A 17,416-nucleotide genomic window follows, 5' to 3' on the forward strand; every position below is an offset into this window, starting at 1 on the left:
GCAACAATTCCATTTACGGGAATCGTTGCCAAATCTTTCTAATTGGAAATTGTCTTAAGACGAAAAAATCTCCTGCAAAAATTCTGTAGTTCTTTTTGTATATTCTGAGACTTCTTTTTCGTCCATTACTTTGGCGGAAAGTAGAGATAGGTCATAAATAACTCTTGCAAGTTTTTTCCCTTTCTCTGGGTTAACTCCCTCAAACGCCTGTAAGGCGGATTTAACAAGCGGTGATTTTGAATTTACCATCAAAGTATGAGATTTGAGTAAAGACTTTGTATCTTCTCTATTGAACATAGAGTTCATTTCTGTCATTCTTCTCATAAATTCTGGCAATAAAATCACTCCTGGGACTTCTACTGATTTTAGCGATTCCACTTTTACCTGAACGCCTTCTGTTGGAAGTGCTGATTGGAACATTTTCATAATACGGCTTGATTCTGTTTCGTTAGCTTCGTTTACAAGTTCAGACTTGGAGTCTTTATCCAACACTTGATCTGCAAGTTCGGAATCAACTCTTTGGAATTTCCAGTCAGGATTTTTGGTTTCCAGATGTTGGATGAGGTGAGAATCAATTTTTGAATCAACTAGTAAGGCTTCCAATCCTTGTGATTTCAATAATTCCATGTAAACTGAACCCATTTCGGTTTCATTTGCATAAAAAATTTTGTTTTGGTTTTTTTCTTTGTTTTTATCCCAATATTCAGCAACGGTTGAATGACTATTTTCTGAATTTTTGAAAATGATATGATCTTTCATTGCATCATAAAATTTTTCATCTGTTAGAACTCCATATTTCACGAAGATGGATATATCATTCCAATTCTCTTCATATTTAGTTCTATTCTTCTTAAAATCATCAATCAAACGGTCTGCTACTTTTTTGATGATATGGTTTGAGATTTTTTTAACCAAAGGATCATTTTGAAGGTAAGACCGCGAAACGTTTAAAGGTAAATCTGGTATGTCAATCGTACCTTTGAGTATGGTTAAAAATTGAGGAATCAATTCGCTCGCATTATCACTCACAAAGACATGGTTACAAAATAATTTGATTCCATTTTTGGACGCTTCTAATTCATGAGTGAGTTTCGGGAAATACAAGATCCCTTGTAATCGAAAAGGATAATCTACGTTTAAATGGATATGAAAGAGTGACTCACCTGAGAATGGGAATAGGTAAGAGTAAAAATCTTTGTAATCATCAGCCGTTATTTTAGATGGTTCATCGGACCAAAGTGGTTTCTCTCGGTTGGCTTTTTCTCCTTGAACAAAGATAGCAACTGGTAGGAAATCACAGTATTTTTTTATCAGTTCCTTTAGTTTCCATTTGTCGAGGTATTCACCAGATTCATTATCAAGGTAAAGTGAAATTTTTGTACCACGATTTTCTTTTTCAATGGTGGTGATTGTGAAATCAGTGCCTGATTCACTTGACCACATAACGGCAGTTTCCCCTTTTTTGTAGGATTTTGTTTCAATGGTTACTTTTTTTGAAACCATAAACGAGGAATAAAAGCCAAGACCAAAGTGGCCAATGATTTCTGCTTTGTTTTCAGAGTTTTGGTATTGTTTGGCGAAGTCTGTTGCACCAGAAAAAGCAATTTGATTGATGTATTTTTTAACTTCCTCCCCTGTCATTCCGATCCCATTGTCTTCAATGGTGAGAATTCGTTTGTCTACATCGAAGTCCAAATTAATTTTATAGTCGGTCCCACCATCAAATTCCTCACTGAGAGAAATTTTTTTTAGTTTGGTTATGGCATCACTTGCATTGGAAACAAGCTCTCTTAAGAAAATATCTTTTTCTGAATAGAGCCATTTTTTAATGATCGGGAATATGTTTTCTGTTTCGACACTGATTTTGCCTGTTTCTTCTTTTGACATAGTTTACTCCTTGGGTTGAATTTTTTTAGCAATGGTTAAAACTTTGAAACGGTCTTTGGTAGATAAACTCTTGTACAAAGCCTGGAGATTTGGATTTGATTCCAATACTTGGGTGAACCACTCGGAATCAGAACTAGGTATTCCTTGTTTCGTTAGATATTCCGTTAAAAAGAATCCCCGTTTTTTCCCAAAACTTTCCACGACCGTAACAAAGGTTTGGATCTCCAAATGAAATGAATACTTCTTAAATCCCATATAGGAAAAAATCCCAAAAATCGCAAGTAAAACTAAAGTAAAAAATGGCCATTCTAAATTTACTTTTGGGCCTTGGGGAATTTTCTCTAAATTCAAATTCCGTTTTGGTAAAATTTGAAACTCAGGGAATGGTAATTCTTGAGTGGTGTATTTTTTTTCTGAAAGGGAAAAGAAACTGAATCTATATGGTTCTATGAATTCTTTTTTTTGGCTAAGCACTTGGTAACTATATAAAAATTTTACCCTAGAGTAAAATCCGTATTCGCCAGATTCCAATTGTTGGAACGATTTGGACTTTGTTTGGGATATACATTTAATTTTTGTATTAGTAAAATTCATGGGTTTGATTCCTTCAAATCCACCCTCCCCTTCTATGTTTACTTCGAAGTAAGCAGTTTCCCCTTCATATACTTGCTTAGGTGTTGAAAGAAATTTGATTTTAAAGTTTCCGATGGCACCTGTGAATTCTTTTGGGGATTTGTTTGGTAAATCAAGGACCAATACTTTCGAAGGATTTGTTTCAATTGTTTCTTGGATAGAATTGAATCGAAGGCTATCACCTGTGATGAATTTTGTTTTTCCGAGTGTAAAAGTTCCCGATTTTAAAGCAGTTAACCCATAAATTTCTTTAGCAAAGACCATTGTCTTTTTGGGGATATTGTTTCTCATGACTTCTGGTTCAATTTGAACGGAAACTTGTCTCAGTGTTTCTGAAAGGAAAAAAGGAAAGGAAATTGAATGGTTAGGATCCCTTTCTAAGAATGGTTGCCTATAATGTGAGTAGTACAATACAAAATATCCAACGATTGGTTCTCCTTTATAAAACACAGATTTATTCGTATGGAATGACACTTCTGGTATTTCATTTGAATCATTATCATCGAATTCAAAAGGGAATGGATTCAAAAAACCATTAGGATTGTGTTTTGTTTTTTTGCTTACTTTAAATTTTATGGGGGGAGATATGTATTTTTTTTGGTCATATTCAACAGAAATTTCAGGAAGTTGGAAACGTCCTTCCGTTTCTGTATCAACATAATAGTTGATGATCTGTGATTTTGTTACTTTTAAATTGATGATTTGAGTTTCAGTGCCACTTCCTACATATCGCACTCGAACTCCGTTTTGTTTAAGATTTGTTTGTAATACACGGAACGGTTTGTCTCCAAAGGCTTTGATTTCTAGTTTTGCATATTCACCTAACGAAAATTCGTCTGGGTGAAAATAAAATTCTACTTCATTAGGCAATAATTGGAAAAAGGGAAATGTAATGAAAACCAAGATTAGGGTTAGATTTTTACCAAAATTTTTCATTATCGAATGACCCTCCCCGTTTATTTTTTAGAATCGAATCATTAGAAAAAGGTTCCATGATTCGGTCTACGTCTGAAGGGTTTTGGGTCTCATTTTCCTTTTTTTGGTTTTCCTTTGGTTTTTGTGAAGGGTTAGGGTTTTGGGGTTGTCCTTGTCCTTGGTGATTGTTTTGTTTAGAATTTTGTTTTTGAGTTAAGTGTTCGATATTTTTTTTTGCAGCTTGGTTATTTGGATTTACTTTTAAACTATCTAAATAAGATCGAAGGGCTTCTTTCTTTTGGCCTAATTTAGAGTAAATGTTCCCCAAGGCAAAATGAGCTTTGGATTTCAGTTCGGAATTCGCTTTTGGATGATTGATTGTTTTTTCAAGTAGTTCTTTTGATTCTGAAAATTTACCCAATTGGTATGCTGATGTCGATTCGTTATAAATTAACCTTGGATCATCTTTGATGTATTCCTTTGCTTTTGAAAATTCCTTTTCACTTTCATTGTAATTTTGGTTTTCATACGCTTGTTTTCCTCTTTCGATCGCATTACCACCTGGATCCAATTCCCATGCATGGATTTGGTTTTGCGTTGTAAAAAACAAAAAAATGATTATGGCAGATTTAAAAAATGGATTTTTTTGCATCTGAACGGATAAGATTCGCTCTAAAAGAAGTAAAAAAAATGAAATCAATATAAAAGGATGAGCCCCATCTTCATTTTTAAACCGTTCTAATCGTTCGGTTTTCGTTTTTTTCATTGAATCGATTTTATCAAGCAGCTGATATGCTCCATCTTCATAAAAGGATACATTGGTATATTGACCATTGTATTTATCTGCAAGATTGTATAAAAGTTCTGCATTTAACTTTGAAGTGATAACATTGTCAGAATAAGGTGAGTCAACTAAGTTTGAATCATATGTAACAAAACCACCTTTACCAGTGCTTGGATCTCGGAATTCGATGGGTCCTCCCTCTTCTGTCCCGATTCCCCAAACCACAACTTCCCCTTCTAATTTGGGAAGTGTCTGTTTTTCATGGTCTTCTCCATCCGTGACAATGACGGTTAACATTGATTGTAGATTTTTACTTTTTTTTCTAACGGATTCTACTTTTTCTAAAGCTTTTCCTAAATTAGTTCCTTTTGCACCAACCATTTCTACACCGAGTGATTTGATATAATCGGAAACGGCTGTAACGTCGGAGGTGAGTGGACAATAGGAAAAGGATTGGCCTGCAAAAACAATCATACCTATGCGATTTCCTTTTAATTCAGGTAACAAACGTAAGCTTAAATCTTGAAATCGTTTTAATCGATTTGGTTTAACATCGATTGCATTCATAGACAGGCTTACATCGACAACAAAAAGGATATCACTTGATTCAAAGTTTTTAGTAGTTTCAGCATCTACAGATTTGACTTTGTAAAGAGACTCAATGGCAAAAAACAATGCCAATAAGAATATCATTGATCTAACGAATAAAAGTATCGAATTCGTTGATTGAATTCTATTTTTAAGAGAAGGAAGATCCGATTTTATTTTTTCTGCTGAGTGGTTGATGAATAGTTTTAAAACTGAGATCATTACCCCCAATACCAATGTGATGATGCCATAAATGATGATTGTATTTGTATCCATCAAATTTTCTCGGGTAAGGGATATAGTTTTAGAAGTAAGTAGATGAACAAAGATAGAAAGAAGAAAAAAACGAATTTTGGGAAATGTGTTTCATGGATTTCTAATGGTTTAGACGGCAATTCAACAACTTCAAGACTATTGATTTCATTTAGAACTTCTTGTAATACCTCTGGAGATTCTGCTCTAAAAAAACGTCCATTAGTATTCATCGAAATTTTGGCAAGGGAATCGTAATTGACTTCATATTGTCCTTCTTCTTTTCCAATGCCGATACAGTACACTTTCACTCCAATGGACTTGGCAGCATAAGCTGCTGTTTCCGGATCAAGTTTTCCCGTATTAGAAACACCGTCAGTCAAAAGTATGATCACCTTAGATTTTGCTTCTGAATTTTTTAAGCGGTATGTGGATAAAACAAGGGCATCTCCAATTGCCGTGCCCTGTTCTTCAATATCTTCGCTTGATGTTTCAGCAATCAGTTCTTCTAAAGCATATCGATCGTTAGAAAGAGGAGATTGTAAGTAGGCAGCTCCAGCAAATAATACAATTCCGATTCGATCGTAGATTCGCTTTTGAATGAAGATCCTTAATAAATCTTTGGAAACAGTTAATCTATTTTTTGGTAAAAAATCATAAGAATTGACCATAGAACCCGAAATGTCAAGAGCAATCATGATATCCACACCTTTAGTGGTGTCGGGAGTGAGTTTGTAATTTTCTCCTGGCCCTGCCGCTGCAATGATTAAAAATAAGAGAGCAAGATACACTAAAAATTCAGAAAGAAAATATGCGATTGTTCTTATTTTTGTAAGAAGTTTGTGTTTAGGTTTTTCAAATCGATCTGATTGTAATAAAAAAAGTGGGCCATATGGATTTTTTCTCCATTGGTAAAGATAAACTAAAACAGTTGGAATGATTAATAAAAGTAGATAAGGTCTTTGGAGTTGGTCCATCTTATACTAAAAAGTCCTTTTTGATTTTATTCCAAATCTCGTTTGCTTTTTCTTTTGAAAGGATTACATCACTTTGATTGTATTTTAATTCTCTAAAGTACATTCTAATTTCACGAATCAATGCATCGGGGATATGCGTTTTGTCATGAATTGTGGAAAGAAACGCTGAATCTGTTTGTCCGAGAAGGTTTTCATTTAATTTTTCTGAATACACTTCTTTTAGGTATTCACTTATTTTAAACGTTAGTTCTTTCTCAAAAATGGAATCAGATTGTAGGTATTGTTCTAAACTGCGAAGGCGTTTTGTTGATTCAGGTAACGTTGGATTTTTTTCCCAAATTGCATTTACAACTTTTGGCTTTGATTTCCAATACAAATATAGAGCATACAATACATATAAATTGATGCAAAAAAAGATGATGAGCCCAAAAAGCCGGAATAAATACGGTCCAGAAAACACGAGAGGTGGATCGAGATCTTCAATATCCGATTCCTGTCCAGTTAAATTGGATGAAACAACGATTTTAAGTTTTGATTTAAACTCTTTTCCATTTTCTTTCCAAACGGTAGGCAAATAAAACTCTCCCGCCATAAAAAAGATAACGGTGGCAGTTAGTTTGGTTTCATTTTTTTCTACAGATAAGATTTCTAAAACTGGTAAAGATTCGTCTTCATAAAGTTCTCCTGAATCTAAAATAACATCTGTCACTGTATTTTTGTCCCAACTAATTTCGTATTGGACTTTATCTCCAACAAATATTCGATCATTGGTGATTGATTCCTTGGGTGATGCAAATAATGCAAAACAGAATAGTGAGTATACAAGAATCAATTTATACATTTTTGTGCACTTTGAACAAAGGTAGTATTTGGTTGTGGAGTTTTGCATTGGGATCAATTTGAATTAGATTTTTCCCAAAAATTGACTTTGCCATAAATAAATCTTTATTGTAGGTTGATTTATTTTCTTTCATTGATTTAGATTCTTGTGAGATCGTTCGAAAGAATCGAAGAGAAAATGGCATATCTATATCATCAATTGCATCTTTGATCCAGATCCCGTATTGATCCCATAACTTAGGAAAGGTGAATTGTTTTGCCCATGAAGACAAATTCATAAAGTCACTCAGCCAATAGCTAACTGCATATTTTGGATGGATTTTGTAAGCATATTGGTAAGCTTCCAAAAAGTTGGTTTCAACACCTGCTTTTTGTTTTTTTAATTGGTCAAAAAAAGTCAAAACTTCTGTTTCTGTTTTAAACCATTTTCCTGAAGAGAAAATGTGGTCGGAGAAGCTAATAATGAATAAACGATTGCCTAGACGTATATGGAATAATGATAAAAATAAAGCAATTTGAAACGTTGAATTGGATTTTGTTTCATCCATTGAAAAGCTTTTGTCGATGAAGAGAATGATCGTTGCATCTTTTTCTTCAAAAAATTCTTTTGTATGTAACTCTCCTGTTCGTGAAGTAACATTCCAGTCGATATAACGAATGTCATCTCCGAACTGGTAGTTTCTTACTTCTTTAAAATCTAAACCCCTGCCTCGGTCAGCAGTGAATAAAAGCCCTTTCCTGTTTGAAGCAAATTTCTTTTTTGATTCCCATTGCAAAACTTGCAGCAGTCTTTTTAACTCTGGGTTTAGCATATTTAGGGGACTTCCGTTACTGATAATATCCTTTTGACTATGGAATCTGTACTTATGTCTTCGCTGATAGCATCAATGGTAAGGTGGATTCTATGTTTGACGATTTCTGCGAAAAACCTTTGGATGTCTTCAGGAATTACGAAAGTTCTCCCCTCCAACAAAGCGTTGATTCGACTAACTTTTAGTAAGGCTAAACTTGCCCTGGGGCTTACACCGTGAAGGATATAAGTTTTCAGCTCTGCACTGTTAGTTGAATTTGGGCGTGTATTTCTCGTTAGATTGACGATATAAGCATAAAGTTTTGGATCTACAAAAACATGGTTCGAGATTTCAGAAATCTTTTGGATTTCCTTTGGATTCATCGATTTTTTTGGAGATTTTTTTTGGTAATGAACGTTGCCATGTTGGTGTAGAATAGCGACTTCTTCATCAAAATTTGGATAACCAACATTCACTTTGAACAAAAATCGATCCAATTGCGCTTCTGGAAGTGGATAGGTCCCTTCCTGGTCAATCGGGTTTTGGGTTGCGATTACAAAGAAAGGTGGATCCAGATCAAAAGTTTGGTCAGCAATCGACACTTGCCTTTCTTCCATACATTGTAGTAATGCGGACTGAACTTTCGCAGGTGCTCTGTTGATTTCATCCGCTAACAATACATTGGTAAAAATGGGGCCTTTCCTTATCTCAAAGGATGAAGTTTTTGGATTAAAGATATTTGTTCCTATAAGATCGGCAGGTAATAAGTCAGGTGTGAATTGAACTCGGGAAAATTTTGCATCAATGATGGATGCTAAATTTTTTGCTAATAAGGTTTTTGCAAGCCCGGGCATCCCTTCCAAAAGAACATGTCCGTTGGCAACGAGGCCAACAAACAACGATTGGATGACGTTTTCCATCCCAGAGATTGATTCTGCTAATTCTGACCGAATCAATTTGATTTGGTCAGAGATTTCTTTGATTTGTTCTTGGTTTATTTGCATTGTGAAGCAGTCATTTTTGGCATTGGTTTATCAATCATGTAATATTCAGTTTTACCACCGATTGTCCAACATCCCATTTTTCTTCCTTGTGGTTCTACAGGGCCTTTTCCTAATTCTCTTCCATCTTCAGAATATTCTGTTGCATCTTCTGTGGATCTGATGACCATTCTCTTTTTACCGGAAGGATAAAAATAAGTAAAAGGTATACTTGGTTTGTAATTTAATTTTAAGTCTTGGAGTTCTTCGTCAATTTTTACAAGAGAGAAAAATAATTTTCCTTCACCTAAAATTTTTCCAGTTTGGTCATACACTTTAGCAGTTTCTAACATACTTTCATTTGCCATATTACCATGATAAGCAACTTGACCGTTTTTATAATAAAACTTCCATTCACCAGTGCGTGTATGTTTTCTAGGTCCTTGGCCAAATAGTTTTCCATCTGGATAATATTCTTTCCATATCCCTGATCTTTCATATTTGATATCTAAATTTTCTGAGTTTTCTTTTTTAGAGTAGTTTCCTTCTGCTAATAGATTACCCTTTCCACCGAACATCTTCCATGGTCCTGTGCGCACATCTGAAACGTAATTCCCTTGTGATTCAACGACACCATCTTTATAATAATTAATTTCTAAACCATTTTTTAATCCGTTAGAATATGAAACTTTTGTTTTGATTCCGTTTCCATCGGCTCCTACGAAGTGGTATAACCACTCCCCTTCTTCTTCATTGTCTTTGAAGTTCCCTTTCTCAATCCACTCACCCTTACTATTTTTTCGAAAGTAAGGCCCATTCTTTTTATCATCAACGTAAGTGGTTTCCGATGTCACATTCCCTTGTTTGTCGAAGGTTTTCGCAACACCTTCTTTTTTCCCGTCAGTCCAAGGGGTTTCAGCAATGAATTTTTGTGGATTTTCTGGGTCGGGTTTTTTCCAAATTCCCGTTTTTTTCCCGTCTATGTATTCGCCAACTTGATCGAGAGTTGACTTGAATTTTGGATTTTCAGGAGTGGAACCTGGTTGTTCAAATTGGATGTATTCTTCCCAAATGCCATGTTTTGGTAACGATTTAATTTTAGGTGGGGCAAACTTAGCTACTTGGTCTTCTGTACATTTTGTGCCACCACACTCGGCTTTCACTTCTCCGACAGCACGGATTCCGCCAGAATTTTTAAATCTTTCTGTGCGGATCCATTTTCCCTTTGCTAATTTTAATTCAAATTCCTGGTCGCCAGACCCATCTTTCACTGATGCACCAGAACATTGGATGAGTAGTGTAGTGATCAATGCTGCGTAAAATTTTCGATTCATGTTTCTATCCTGTCAAAGAGATGTGCTCTTTTCAATTTATTAACAGATAATAATTCGTTCGCAATCGCTATTTTTCCCCCAGTCAATTTTTCTGAGAAAAATCGAGGTGGCAAGATGTGGAAAGCTCCTTCTCCTTTGACGTAAAGAATTTCTCCGTTCAGAGAAGTGAGTTCACATTCCAAAAATACTTTGCGTTTTGCTTTTTTGATTGGCCATGCACGAATGAGCAGTTCTGTTTCGACTGGTGTGGCTTTGTGGAATTTAAAACTCATGGTATCTGTCATAACTATGTAACCAAGGTGAAAACATAAGCCTCCCATTGCCTCGTCTAACATGGTAGATAAGATGCCTCCATGTACAAAACCAGGCGCTCCGTTATATAATTTTTTAAAATTATAAGTAAAGTTCACTTCTCCTGTTTCATCATGAAAAGTGAAATCAGCAACAAGTCCAAGTGGGTTTTCTTTGCCGCAGCCAAAACAAGTGTCGTGGTGAATTTCAAAACCATGCCGAGATGGATTTTCGATTGGTGAAGTCATGAATTTTCCTTTGTATTCTGATCGTTTAAAAATTGTAAAATGACATGCGCCACCTTTTCTGGATGATCCATATGTAAGTGATGCCCGCCGCTGAGGGTAATTTCTGTTAGGTTTTTGACTGCTGCTTTTCTGTTTGGATACGCGTTTGCTATTGGAAAGTTTGATTTGTCGCCTAATATGAGTAATGTAGGACAAACTATCCTTTCGCAAAAAGATGCAACTTGTTCTTCCGTATAACGGAAAAAGGAATTAAAGTGTAATCTGAGATCTCTTCTTGGTTTGAGACCTCGAGGAGTTTTTTCGATTCCTCGTTCCATAAGTATTGATGCAGAGTTTTCTTGCATATCCCCTGCTCTAAGTCGTATGGCGACTGCGGATTCCATGTTGGGGAAATAAGTCTCTTTTTTTCCTCTTGGGTGTAATACCTGTTTTATGGCTTCTGCCATAATGTCTGGAGCCGATTGGGAAACATTTGTAATTGGGCCTAATGCCTCAATTAAAATCAATTTTCTAATTTTAAGTAAATTGGTTCCAGCAACTAACGTAGAAATAGCGGCACCCATTGAGTGTGCCATTAAAATAAAATCTTCGATTCCTAAAGTTTGAACAATGGAAACTATTTCCAGTGCATATTCTGCAAAATAATAAATAGAATTTTCTGGCTTATGACTTGACTTACCATGGCCTGGAAAATCAAAAGATAGAAACCGATAGTCAGGGAAAAATTTTGCCAGGGGAGCAAAGCTATTGGCATTATCCAACCATCCGTGAAAACATAAGACCGGAACACCATGTGGATTCCCCCACTCCAATCCCTCGATCGTGTGGAATTTTGTGCGAATCGAAATCGGCAACATATTCTAAAGGTTTTTCGAAACCTTTTCATTGTAAACATTTATCTTCACTATTTGCGCTTGATTCTTTTTCTGGTTTTGATTCTATTTTTGGTATGAAAGTATATAAATTGTTCATTGCAATTGTTTTGGTTTCTTTTGCTGTTAATGGGGAAACTAAAACAAAACTTCCATGTAATTCACTTATCGAATGCGAAAAAAAAGCAGACTTAACATCGATTCATAGAAAAAAAATCACTTTTCTGTCAACGGGTATTGAGGAATTTTCTAAAGATGTAAATCTGCAATTACTGATTCCAATGTATCTAAAAAAAATCCGTGCCATCATCCTTGAAGCAAATGGTGAAACTGGTTATACTGGAGAAATTGTATTAAAAGTAAGCCATAAACCTGAGTATAAAGTCACTCAACTAAAGAAAGCGGAAGAAGATCTTTTGTTTTTAGAAAAAAATATTTCCCTTTGTTCGGAAGATCAGAAAAAACAAATTGAAGAACTGAAAACTTTGCATCACAATTCGCAATGATATATAAAAATATTTTTTCTGCATTCATTGTGATATTCATTGGCTGTTCGGAAATTTCCAGAGAAGATCAGATTAGGGAAGAATGTGACACAACTCGAAGTAATAGTTATCTGTATATGATTCCTTTATTACAAAGGCATGCTACAAATGGAGTCAATGAAACGAATTCTTTATACTGGGTTGGAAACACTGAAATTACTTATCAAAAATGCATTTCAGAATCGAAAAAAAACCAATTTAACTTAAGGTCTAATTGATAAGTCTGGTACTTCTTCCTGGATGAGTCTTGATCCGGCTCTGAAAGTAAGGTAACTCCATACCCAGCTTAGTAAAGTGCTCACTTTATTTTTAAATCCAACTTGGTAAACTAAGTGAACAAATAACCATCCTAACCAACCAAATATTCCTTTGAGTTTAAAGATGCCAAATTCTGCAACGGCATCAGTCCTTCCGATTGTTGCCATATTTCCTTTATCGAAGTATTGGAAGGGTGGCATATCCCTATTTTTGTCATGGTTCTGAATGTATTTGGCAACATACCGACCTTGTTGCATGGCTACTGGTGAAACTCCTGGCAATGGTTTCGATAATCCTTTACTGAAATTTGCAGCATCCCCTATCACAAAAACTTCCGGGTAATCAATGGATCGGCAATGTTCGTCGACCAAAACTCTATTCGACTTATCTTTGTTAAGTGGTAATTTCTTTGCCAAATCGGAACCTTCTACTCCCGCAGCCCATATGATCGTTTTAGATTCGATGACTCTGTCTTTTAAAACAACACCTGTATCGGTGATATCCAAAACTGGTGAATTGGTTAAGACTTCTACTCCCCTATTTTCGAGTTTTGATTTTGTAAATTGACTGGAGGACTCGCTAAAAGCGTTTAATAACCTTGGACCAGCTTCAATCAAAGTAACTTTTGTCATTCCAGAATCGATGTTTCGAAAATCTTTGCGGATAATGTTATGAGACAATTCCGCAATTGAGCCAGCAAGTTCGACTCCAGTTGGACCTCCACCTATGATAACATAGTGCATCAAACTTTTTGATTTTTCATAATCACCGATTAGCTCTGCTTGTTCAAAAGATAATAATATTTGTCTTCGAATAGACAAAGCATCTTTTAAGTTTTTTAATCCTAATGTTTTGTTTTGCCATTGGGTATTCCCAAAGTAACCTGTTTTGGCTCCAGTAGCAAGGATTAAGTAATCATAAGATTCTGTATTATTTTGGAAAACGATTTCCTTTTTCTCAAAATTGATATCTGATACTTCTCCAAATAGTACTTTCACATTTTTATATTTCGTAGTGATCGACCGTGTTGGGATTGCAATGTCTGCCGGTGACAATACTGCTGTGGCAACTTGGTATAAAAGTGGTTGGAATAAATGGTGATTTTTTTTATCTACAACAACTATATCATAATCACGATGATTCGCTAAGGATTTAATAACTTGTAACCCACCAAAACCGGCACCGATGATAACTACTTTCTTTTTTAGTTTGGACACAATCATTCTCCTAAAAATTTAAGAAATCCAATGGAACAATCTTCCACTAAATTTTGAACTGACTCGAAATCTTTTTCTGTTCCATAATAGGGGTCTGGAACTATATCTGATCCAGAATCGGATCTAAATTTTGCAAATTTAAAGACTTTGTTTTTTACGGAATCCTCTTTTATTAGACTGATTACTTCTCTAAAGTTTTGATCATCCATTACGAGTAAGTAGTCATAATTATCCAAATCACTTTGTCTGAGTTTTCTGGACCTATGGGTAAGTTCTATACCTCTTTTGAGTGCTACTTTTCTTGTTCTGGGGTCAGGGAGTTCTCCATCATGGTATCCAGATGTACCACATGAATCGATTTCAAATTTATATTCTAAATTTCTTTCTATTACTAAATTCCTAAATGCACCTTCTGCTGCAGGCGATCTACAGATATTTCCCAAGCAAATAAACAATATTTTGATTTTATTTTCCATTTAATTTAAGTAATAAATATATTTTTTCCCTATGTCTTTTAACCATTTTTCAACAAGTTTGTAATTTGGAATTTGCGAATTCACGATCTCCCAAAATTTTTTAGAATGATTGTGTTGTAGAGTATGAGCCATTTCATGTACGACGATATATTCAATTACAAAATCTGGACAATGAACTAAACTCAGGTTAATTGAAATTTCGTTTTTTGAATTACAACTTCCCCAAAGTGAGCGCATCGGTTTATAGGATACTTTGTTTACTTTTGTGTTAAGAGTTCTTTCATATTCTTTTATGATTGGATTAACTTTATTTTGGAGTAAAGATTTAAGAATCAATTTCGCTTTTTTTTGTCTTATTAAAACTTGGTCAAGAGGTTGGATAAAAAAACCATTTTCTGGATCCCAATAACATCCTTTCTCTATGTTTAAAATTGGATACAATTTGCCGAAGATTGGGAATGATTCTCCTTCTGCAAAATTAAGTTTATTTGGAATGTCTTTTGGTATACTTTGGAGTTTTTTTTGTATCCATTCAGTTTTTTCGGTTAAAAAACTCTCTATCTGGTGTTTTGGATACCTGGCCGGATGTTTTAAAACGACTCGCCCATTTTGGTAAACAGTTATTGATAAATTCCTACCTTTTGTAATCTTCCTTTCGATGTTAATTTGTTTCATTAATCTCTGGTTTATTTTTTGTAGTATCTGGTTCCGTTTCAGCATTATTGTCCCAGTTTATTTTGTTTAGTACTCCTATTTCAATGGAATAATCTTTTATGTTGATGTGTGATTTAAACCCTGAAACTAAGTTTGAAGATAAGTCTGAGACAGTTAACCCACCCTGTGAGGTGAATCGACCTTCTGAGAAAAATCTTCGATGATTCAATCGAAAATAACTAAGCCAGTTTGGATAAAATTTATAACCAATCTCTAGTTTGGATGACCATCCAAATCCATAGTTGTCCGAGAAAAAATTGATATTTCTTTGAATATGGAAATCTCTGGTTTTGATTCTTCCAATTGATGGCATAAAATTTAGATCAAAATAAATATCTCCTTTGGAAAATCGATAACCACCTCCGTAAAATACTTCCCACAAATCATTTGAGAAACTTAAGCCTATTCCAATTGGAGTATAAATTACTGGAGTTGAATCTATGAATTGATTCACATCATAAAAAAGATATTTGAAGTATGAATATCGGACACCTGTAGATAGAAAAAATCCGGAGCCATCTTTCCAATAATCTGGACTTGCATCTTGGAAATAATATCTACCGTAAATTTCGAATCTATTTTCAACTATTGTGGATTTTCCTTTTCCATCGGCAAAATTGCGGCTACCGGAATAAACTGTCGCAGAGTCTCTATAACTCCATTCTCTAGTTGCAATGTTCGTTGTGTTTTCGATAGAAATCGTTCCTAAAAGGAAATCTTCGTCTCTTGCTTCTCCTGATTTTTGATTCCAACCTGTGGTTTTCAGTTTTCCATTGATTTCCCATTTGTCTTTTATATAGATTCCTTGGATTCCGAATAATGTAAAAGTTCTTGGGAATGAGATCCTTGATCCACCTCTGATACCAGATAAGTTAGGGAACTTGTTTCCTGTTTCAAATATATATTCACCTCCAGATTTTTCAATGGAAGGTCCCCAAATAACTTCAGGAAAAAGGGATTGGTTAAAGAATAGTAAAACGATGAAAAAAAAGGAAATTTTGGAAAATTTGGGCACCAACTTAAGTTCCAAATTACCTAAATGTTGTAAATTCGTTATTTGGTTAGATTGACTCTTTTCTTAGCTAGGAGAGAGTTCTTTGGTCCAGAAAACATTGGGGTGAAATGATTTCACCCCTAGGAGACATAATTAAATTGACATCTGATTTGCAAGTATGAGGGTAAAGAAAGTTTATGAGTAAAACAGATACGGTTTTTGATCTGGAAGAGGCTTCAAAATATGTAGGCCTTAGCCCCGTTGACTTTCAGAGAAAAGTTTCTGAACTTAAAATTCCAGGTTGGAAAACAGGGGAATTTAAAAGGTCAATTTTATCAAAATATTTTGAGGTAAATTCCGAAGAAGGTTATGATAGTAGTGTAATCGCAATTTCCAATCAAAAGGGTGGGGAAGGGAAAACTACTATTAGTCTGTATTTGGCTGAAGCTCTTGCGGAAAATCATAAAGTATTATTAATTGATTGGGATCCGCAGGCAAATGCGACTCAGCTTTTTTTAAATGATGATATTCCATCTATTATGGATTATCTGGGGTATCGAGGTAAAAAATCAAAAGATATCATGCCTATAATTAAAAACGTCTCAGAGAATTTTGATTTATTACCTTCCACATTAGAACTTGCAAATTTAACTACTCCATATGAAAGAGATGACTTTGAATTGTTAAAAGAAGCGATATTGCCTATTCGATCAAGTTATGAATATATCATTATCGATTGCCCTCCCTCCTTAGGATTAATCTTAGAAAATGCTTTGATATGCGCCGATTTTATTTTGGTACCTATACAAACTAGGGCCTTTAGTCTCCAAGGAATAAGGGACCTTCATGAAACGATCATAAAAATTCAAAGGAAGGCTAACCAAAGGTTAAAATTACTTGGTGCAGTTTTAAATCAGTTTGAAGGACAAAAAGCATTGGCTGGATTGGCCGAAGGAGTGAAAAAATATTTTCCAGTTTTTGAAACTGTGATTCAAAGAAGAGAATCTATTCCACAGGCACAAGCAAAGATGAGTTTTTTGGCAAAAATTGATCTTACCACTATGAAAAACTTTCGTGAACTAGCCGCAGAAGTTAAGGAAAAAATCAATGTCGAAAAAAACTGAATTTCAAGCTTTAGATTTAATCTCAGCTTACTCTGAGAAAAAAAAGAATCCTTCTCATCTAGATTTAAATCAGATATCACCAAATCCAACTCAACCTAGATTAATTGGTAGAGAAGATACTTCTGATTTATTACCTTCTATGGAAAGATTGGGACTGATTGAACCAATTTTAGTTAGAAAAGATAAGGGTAAATTTTTAATCGTTGCTGGTGAACGCAGGTATCGAGCAGCCCTTAAGTTAGGATGGAAAGAGATTCCAGCAATCATAACTGATGCTAATGAAGATGTCTGTTATGAGATGTCATTGGCAGAAAATGAAAAAAGAAAGAACTTAAATCCTTGGGAAGTTGGGAAAGCGATACAATTCCTTAGGAAGGAGAAAAAGAAAACTGCTGATGAAGTTTCGATATTACTGGGTTATAGTGAAAGATATGTAAAGCAGCTTAGTAGTATTGCCCGTTTAGACCAAAAGTCGGTAATGGAATTAATAATTAGTGGAAAACCACTGTCGGTAAAAAATTTAGAAGAACTTTTAAAAAGAAAAGAGAATAGGGGGGGTGAAACGATTTCACCTCGGAACAGTTCAATCCAAAATAAGATTAGTATCAACGTTGGAAAACTAAGTGGTAAATTAAGAGAGAGTTTCTTAAAGGATTTAGCATCTCTCAAGAAGAAATACGGTATCAGCGAGTAGAG

General features: G+C 34.9%; 17 protein-coding genes. 3 read left to right on the forward strand and 14 right to left on the reverse strand.

Annotated elements, in window-relative coordinates; genetic code table 11:
- Positions 1 to 54: 54 nt before the first annotated feature.
- From htpG to LEP1GSC202_RS18630, 10 genes are read right to left on the reverse strand one after another with little or no spacing between them, the layout of a single operon-like run.
- Positions 55 to 1,887 carry a molecular chaperone HtpG gene (htpG, locus tag LEP1GSC202_RS18585; RefSeq protein WP_015679248.1) on the reverse strand — a complete coding sequence of 611 codons (1,833 nt, stop codon included), beginning with the start codon at positions 1,885 to 1,887 and terminating at the stop codon, positions 55 to 57.
- A 3-nt stretch (positions 1,888 to 1,890) separates the two neighbouring features.
- Positions 1,891 to 3,456 (reverse strand): BatD family protein, encoded by a 1,566-nt coding sequence (locus LEP1GSC202_RS18590; RefSeq protein ID WP_015679218.1) that lies wholly within the window; start codon positions 3,454 to 3,456, stop codon positions 1,891 to 1,893.
- Complete coding sequence (gene batB, locus LEP1GSC202_RS18595) at positions 3,440 to 5,083, reverse strand: VWA domain-containing protein BatB (protein ID WP_015679399.1); 1,644 nt, start codon at positions 5,081 to 5,083, stop codon at positions 3,440 to 3,442. Before batB ends, LEP1GSC202_RS18590 begins: the two co-directional genes overlap by 17 nt.
- Positions 5,083 to 6,036 (reverse strand): VWA domain-containing protein BatA, encoded by a 954-nt coding sequence (gene batA, locus LEP1GSC202_RS18600; RefSeq protein WP_015679447.1) that lies wholly within the window; start codon positions 6,034 to 6,036, stop codon positions 5,083 to 5,085. Before batA ends, batB begins: the two co-directional genes overlap by 1 nt.
- Before the next feature lies 1 nt (position 6,037).
- Positions 6,038 to 6,877, reverse strand: a complete 840-nt coding sequence (locus LEP1GSC202_RS18605) for an LB_053 family protein (RefSeq protein ID WP_015679394.1) — start codon at positions 6,875 to 6,877, stop codon at positions 6,038 to 6,040.
- Positions 6,870 to 7,688, reverse strand: coding sequence for a DUF58 domain-containing protein (locus LEP1GSC202_RS18610; protein ID WP_015679207.1), 819 nt, complete (start codon positions 7,686 to 7,688; stop codon positions 6,870 to 6,872). Before LEP1GSC202_RS18610 ends, LEP1GSC202_RS18605 begins: the two co-directional genes overlap by 8 nt.
- Before the next feature lie 2 nt (positions 7,689 to 7,690).
- The gene (locus tag LEP1GSC202_RS18615) at positions 7,691 to 8,671 is read right to left on the reverse strand and encodes an AAA family ATPase (protein ID WP_015679412.1); all 981 of its coding nucleotides are present in this window, start codon (positions 8,669 to 8,671) and stop codon (positions 7,691 to 7,693) included.
- Positions 8,662 to 9,981, reverse strand: coding sequence for an LIC20035 family adhesin (locus tag LEP1GSC202_RS18620; RefSeq protein WP_015679453.1), 1,320 nt, complete (start codon positions 9,979 to 9,981; stop codon positions 8,662 to 8,664). Before LEP1GSC202_RS18620 ends, LEP1GSC202_RS18615 begins: the two co-directional genes overlap by 10 nt.
- A complete protein-coding gene (locus LEP1GSC202_RS18625; RefSeq protein WP_015679356.1) occupies positions 9,978 to 10,520 on the reverse strand; it encodes a PaaI family thioesterase in 543 nt (180 codons plus the stop codon). The genes LEP1GSC202_RS18620 and LEP1GSC202_RS18625 overlap by 4 nt, the downstream gene beginning before the upstream one ends.
- Positions 10,517 to 11,377, reverse strand: a complete 861-nt coding sequence (locus tag LEP1GSC202_RS18630) for an alpha/beta fold hydrolase (protein WP_015679270.1) — start codon at positions 11,375 to 11,377, stop codon at positions 10,517 to 10,519. The genes LEP1GSC202_RS18625 and LEP1GSC202_RS18630 overlap by 4 nt, the downstream gene beginning before the upstream one ends.
- A gap of 92 nt (positions 11,378 to 11,469) precedes the next feature.
- Here LEP1GSC202_RS18630 and LEP1GSC202_RS18635 point away from each other — a divergent pair, with 92 nt between their 5' ends.
- On the forward strand, positions 11,470 to 11,898 hold the full coding sequence (locus tag LEP1GSC202_RS18635) for a hypothetical protein (RefSeq protein WP_039929610.1): 429 nt from the start codon (positions 11,470 to 11,472) through the stop codon (positions 11,896 to 11,898).
- Between the two features lie 242 nt (positions 11,899 to 12,140).
- Here the strand turns inward: LEP1GSC202_RS18635 and LEP1GSC202_RS18645 are convergent, their stop codons facing one another.
- From LEP1GSC202_RS18645 to LEP1GSC202_RS18660, 4 genes are read right to left on the reverse strand one after another with little or no spacing between them, the layout of a single operon-like run.
- The gene (locus LEP1GSC202_RS18645) at positions 12,141 to 13,418 is read right to left on the reverse strand and encodes an NAD(P)/FAD-dependent oxidoreductase (RefSeq protein WP_039929576.1); all 1,278 of its coding nucleotides are present in this window, start codon (positions 13,416 to 13,418) and stop codon (positions 12,141 to 12,143) included.
- Positions 13,415 to 13,888, reverse strand: coding sequence for a low molecular weight protein-tyrosine-phosphatase (locus tag LEP1GSC202_RS19965; protein WP_015679348.1), 474 nt, complete (start codon positions 13,886 to 13,888; stop codon positions 13,415 to 13,417). The genes LEP1GSC202_RS18645 and LEP1GSC202_RS19965 overlap by 4 nt, the downstream gene beginning before the upstream one ends.
- On the reverse strand, positions 13,889 to 14,563 hold the full coding sequence (locus LEP1GSC202_RS19970; RefSeq protein ID WP_015679260.1) for a M48 family metallopeptidase: 675 nt from the start codon (positions 14,561 to 14,563) through the stop codon (positions 13,889 to 13,891).
- Positions 14,550 to 15,620, reverse strand: a complete 1,071-nt coding sequence (locus LEP1GSC202_RS18660) for a putative porin (protein ID WP_156825432.1) — start codon at positions 15,618 to 15,620, stop codon at positions 14,550 to 14,552. The genes LEP1GSC202_RS19970 and LEP1GSC202_RS18660 overlap by 14 nt, the downstream gene beginning before the upstream one ends.
- A 173-nt stretch (positions 15,621 to 15,793) precedes the next feature.
- Between LEP1GSC202_RS18660 and LEP1GSC202_RS18665 the strand changes: the two genes are divergently transcribed.
- Both LEP1GSC202_RS18665 and LEP1GSC202_RS18670 read left to right on the forward strand, forming a co-directional pair.
- A complete protein-coding gene (locus tag LEP1GSC202_RS18665; protein ID WP_015679370.1) occupies positions 15,794 to 16,720 on the forward strand; it encodes a ParA family protein in 927 nt (308 codons plus the stop codon).
- Positions 16,704 to 17,414: a ParB/RepB/Spo0J family partition protein gene (locus LEP1GSC202_RS18670; RefSeq protein WP_015679223.1), complete on the forward strand. Its 711-nt coding sequence runs from the start codon at positions 16,704 to 16,706 to the stop codon at positions 17,412 to 17,414. The genes LEP1GSC202_RS18665 and LEP1GSC202_RS18670 overlap by 17 nt, the downstream gene beginning before the upstream one ends.
- The last annotated feature ends 2 nt before the right edge of the window (positions 17,415 to 17,416 follow it).

This window comes from Leptospira yanagawae serovar Saopaulo str. Sao Paulo = ATCC 700523 (assembly GCF_000332475.2).
GTDB classification, from domain to species: domain Bacteria; phylum Spirochaetota; class Leptospiria; order Leptospirales; family Leptospiraceae; genus Leptospira_A; species Leptospira_A yanagawae.

Bases quoted from the DNA above. Each gene is read 5' to 3' on its own strand.
- LEP1GSC202_RS19965 (WP_015679348.1), bottom strand. From the start codon at position 13,888: ATGGAAAATAAAATCAAAATATTGTTTATTTGCTTGGGAAATATCTGT.
- LEP1GSC202_RS19970 (WP_015679260.1), bottom strand. From the start codon at position 14,563: ATGAAACAAATTAACATCGAAAGGAAGATTACAAAAGGTAGGAATTTA.
- batA (WP_015679447.1), bottom strand. From the start codon at position 6,036: ATGGACCAACTCCAAAGACCTTATCTACTTTTATTAATCATTCCAACT.
- LEP1GSC202_RS18625 (WP_015679356.1), bottom strand. From the start codon at position 10,520: ATGACTTCACCAATCGAAAATCCATCTCGGCATGGTTTTGAAATTCAC.
- LEP1GSC202_RS18645 (WP_039929576.1), bottom strand. From the start codon at position 13,418: ATGATTGTGTCCAAACTAAAAAAGAAAGTAGTTATCATCGGTGCCGGT.
- batB (WP_015679399.1), bottom strand. From the start codon at position 5,083: ATGGATACAAATACAATCATCATTTATGGCATCATCACATTGGTATTG.
- LEP1GSC202_RS18610 (WP_015679207.1), bottom strand. From the start codon at position 7,688: ATGCTAAACCCAGAGTTAAAAAGACTGCTGCAAGTTTTGCAATGGGAA.
- LEP1GSC202_RS18630 (WP_015679270.1), bottom strand. From the start codon at position 11,377: ATGTTGCCGATTTCGATTCGCACAAAATTCCACACGATCGAGGGATTG.
- htpG (WP_015679248.1), bottom strand. From the start codon at position 1,887: ATGTCAAAAGAAGAAACAGGCAAAATCAGTGTCGAAACAGAAAACATA.
- LEP1GSC202_RS18605 (WP_015679394.1), bottom strand. From the start codon at position 6,877: ATGTATAAATTGATTCTTGTATACTCACTATTCTGTTTTGCATTATTT.
- LEP1GSC202_RS18615 (WP_015679412.1), bottom strand. From the start codon at position 8,671: ATGCAAATAAACCAAGAACAAATCAAAGAAATCTCTGACCAAATCAAA.
- LEP1GSC202_RS18590 (WP_015679218.1), bottom strand. From the start codon at position 3,456: ATGAAAAATTTTGGTAAAAATCTAACCCTAATCTTGGTTTTCATTACA.
- LEP1GSC202_RS18635 (WP_039929610.1), top strand. From the start codon at position 11,470: ATGAAAGTATATAAATTGTTCATTGCAATTGTTTTGGTTTCTTTTGCT.
- LEP1GSC202_RS18670 (WP_015679223.1), top strand. From the start codon at position 16,704: ATGTCGAAAAAAACTGAATTTCAAGCTTTAGATTTAATCTCAGCTTAC.
- LEP1GSC202_RS18665 (WP_015679370.1), top strand. From the start codon at position 15,794: ATGAGTAAAACAGATACGGTTTTTGATCTGGAAGAGGCTTCAAAATAT.
- LEP1GSC202_RS18620 (WP_015679453.1), bottom strand. From the start codon at position 9,981: ATGAATCGAAAATTTTACGCAGCATTGATCACTACACTACTCATCCAA.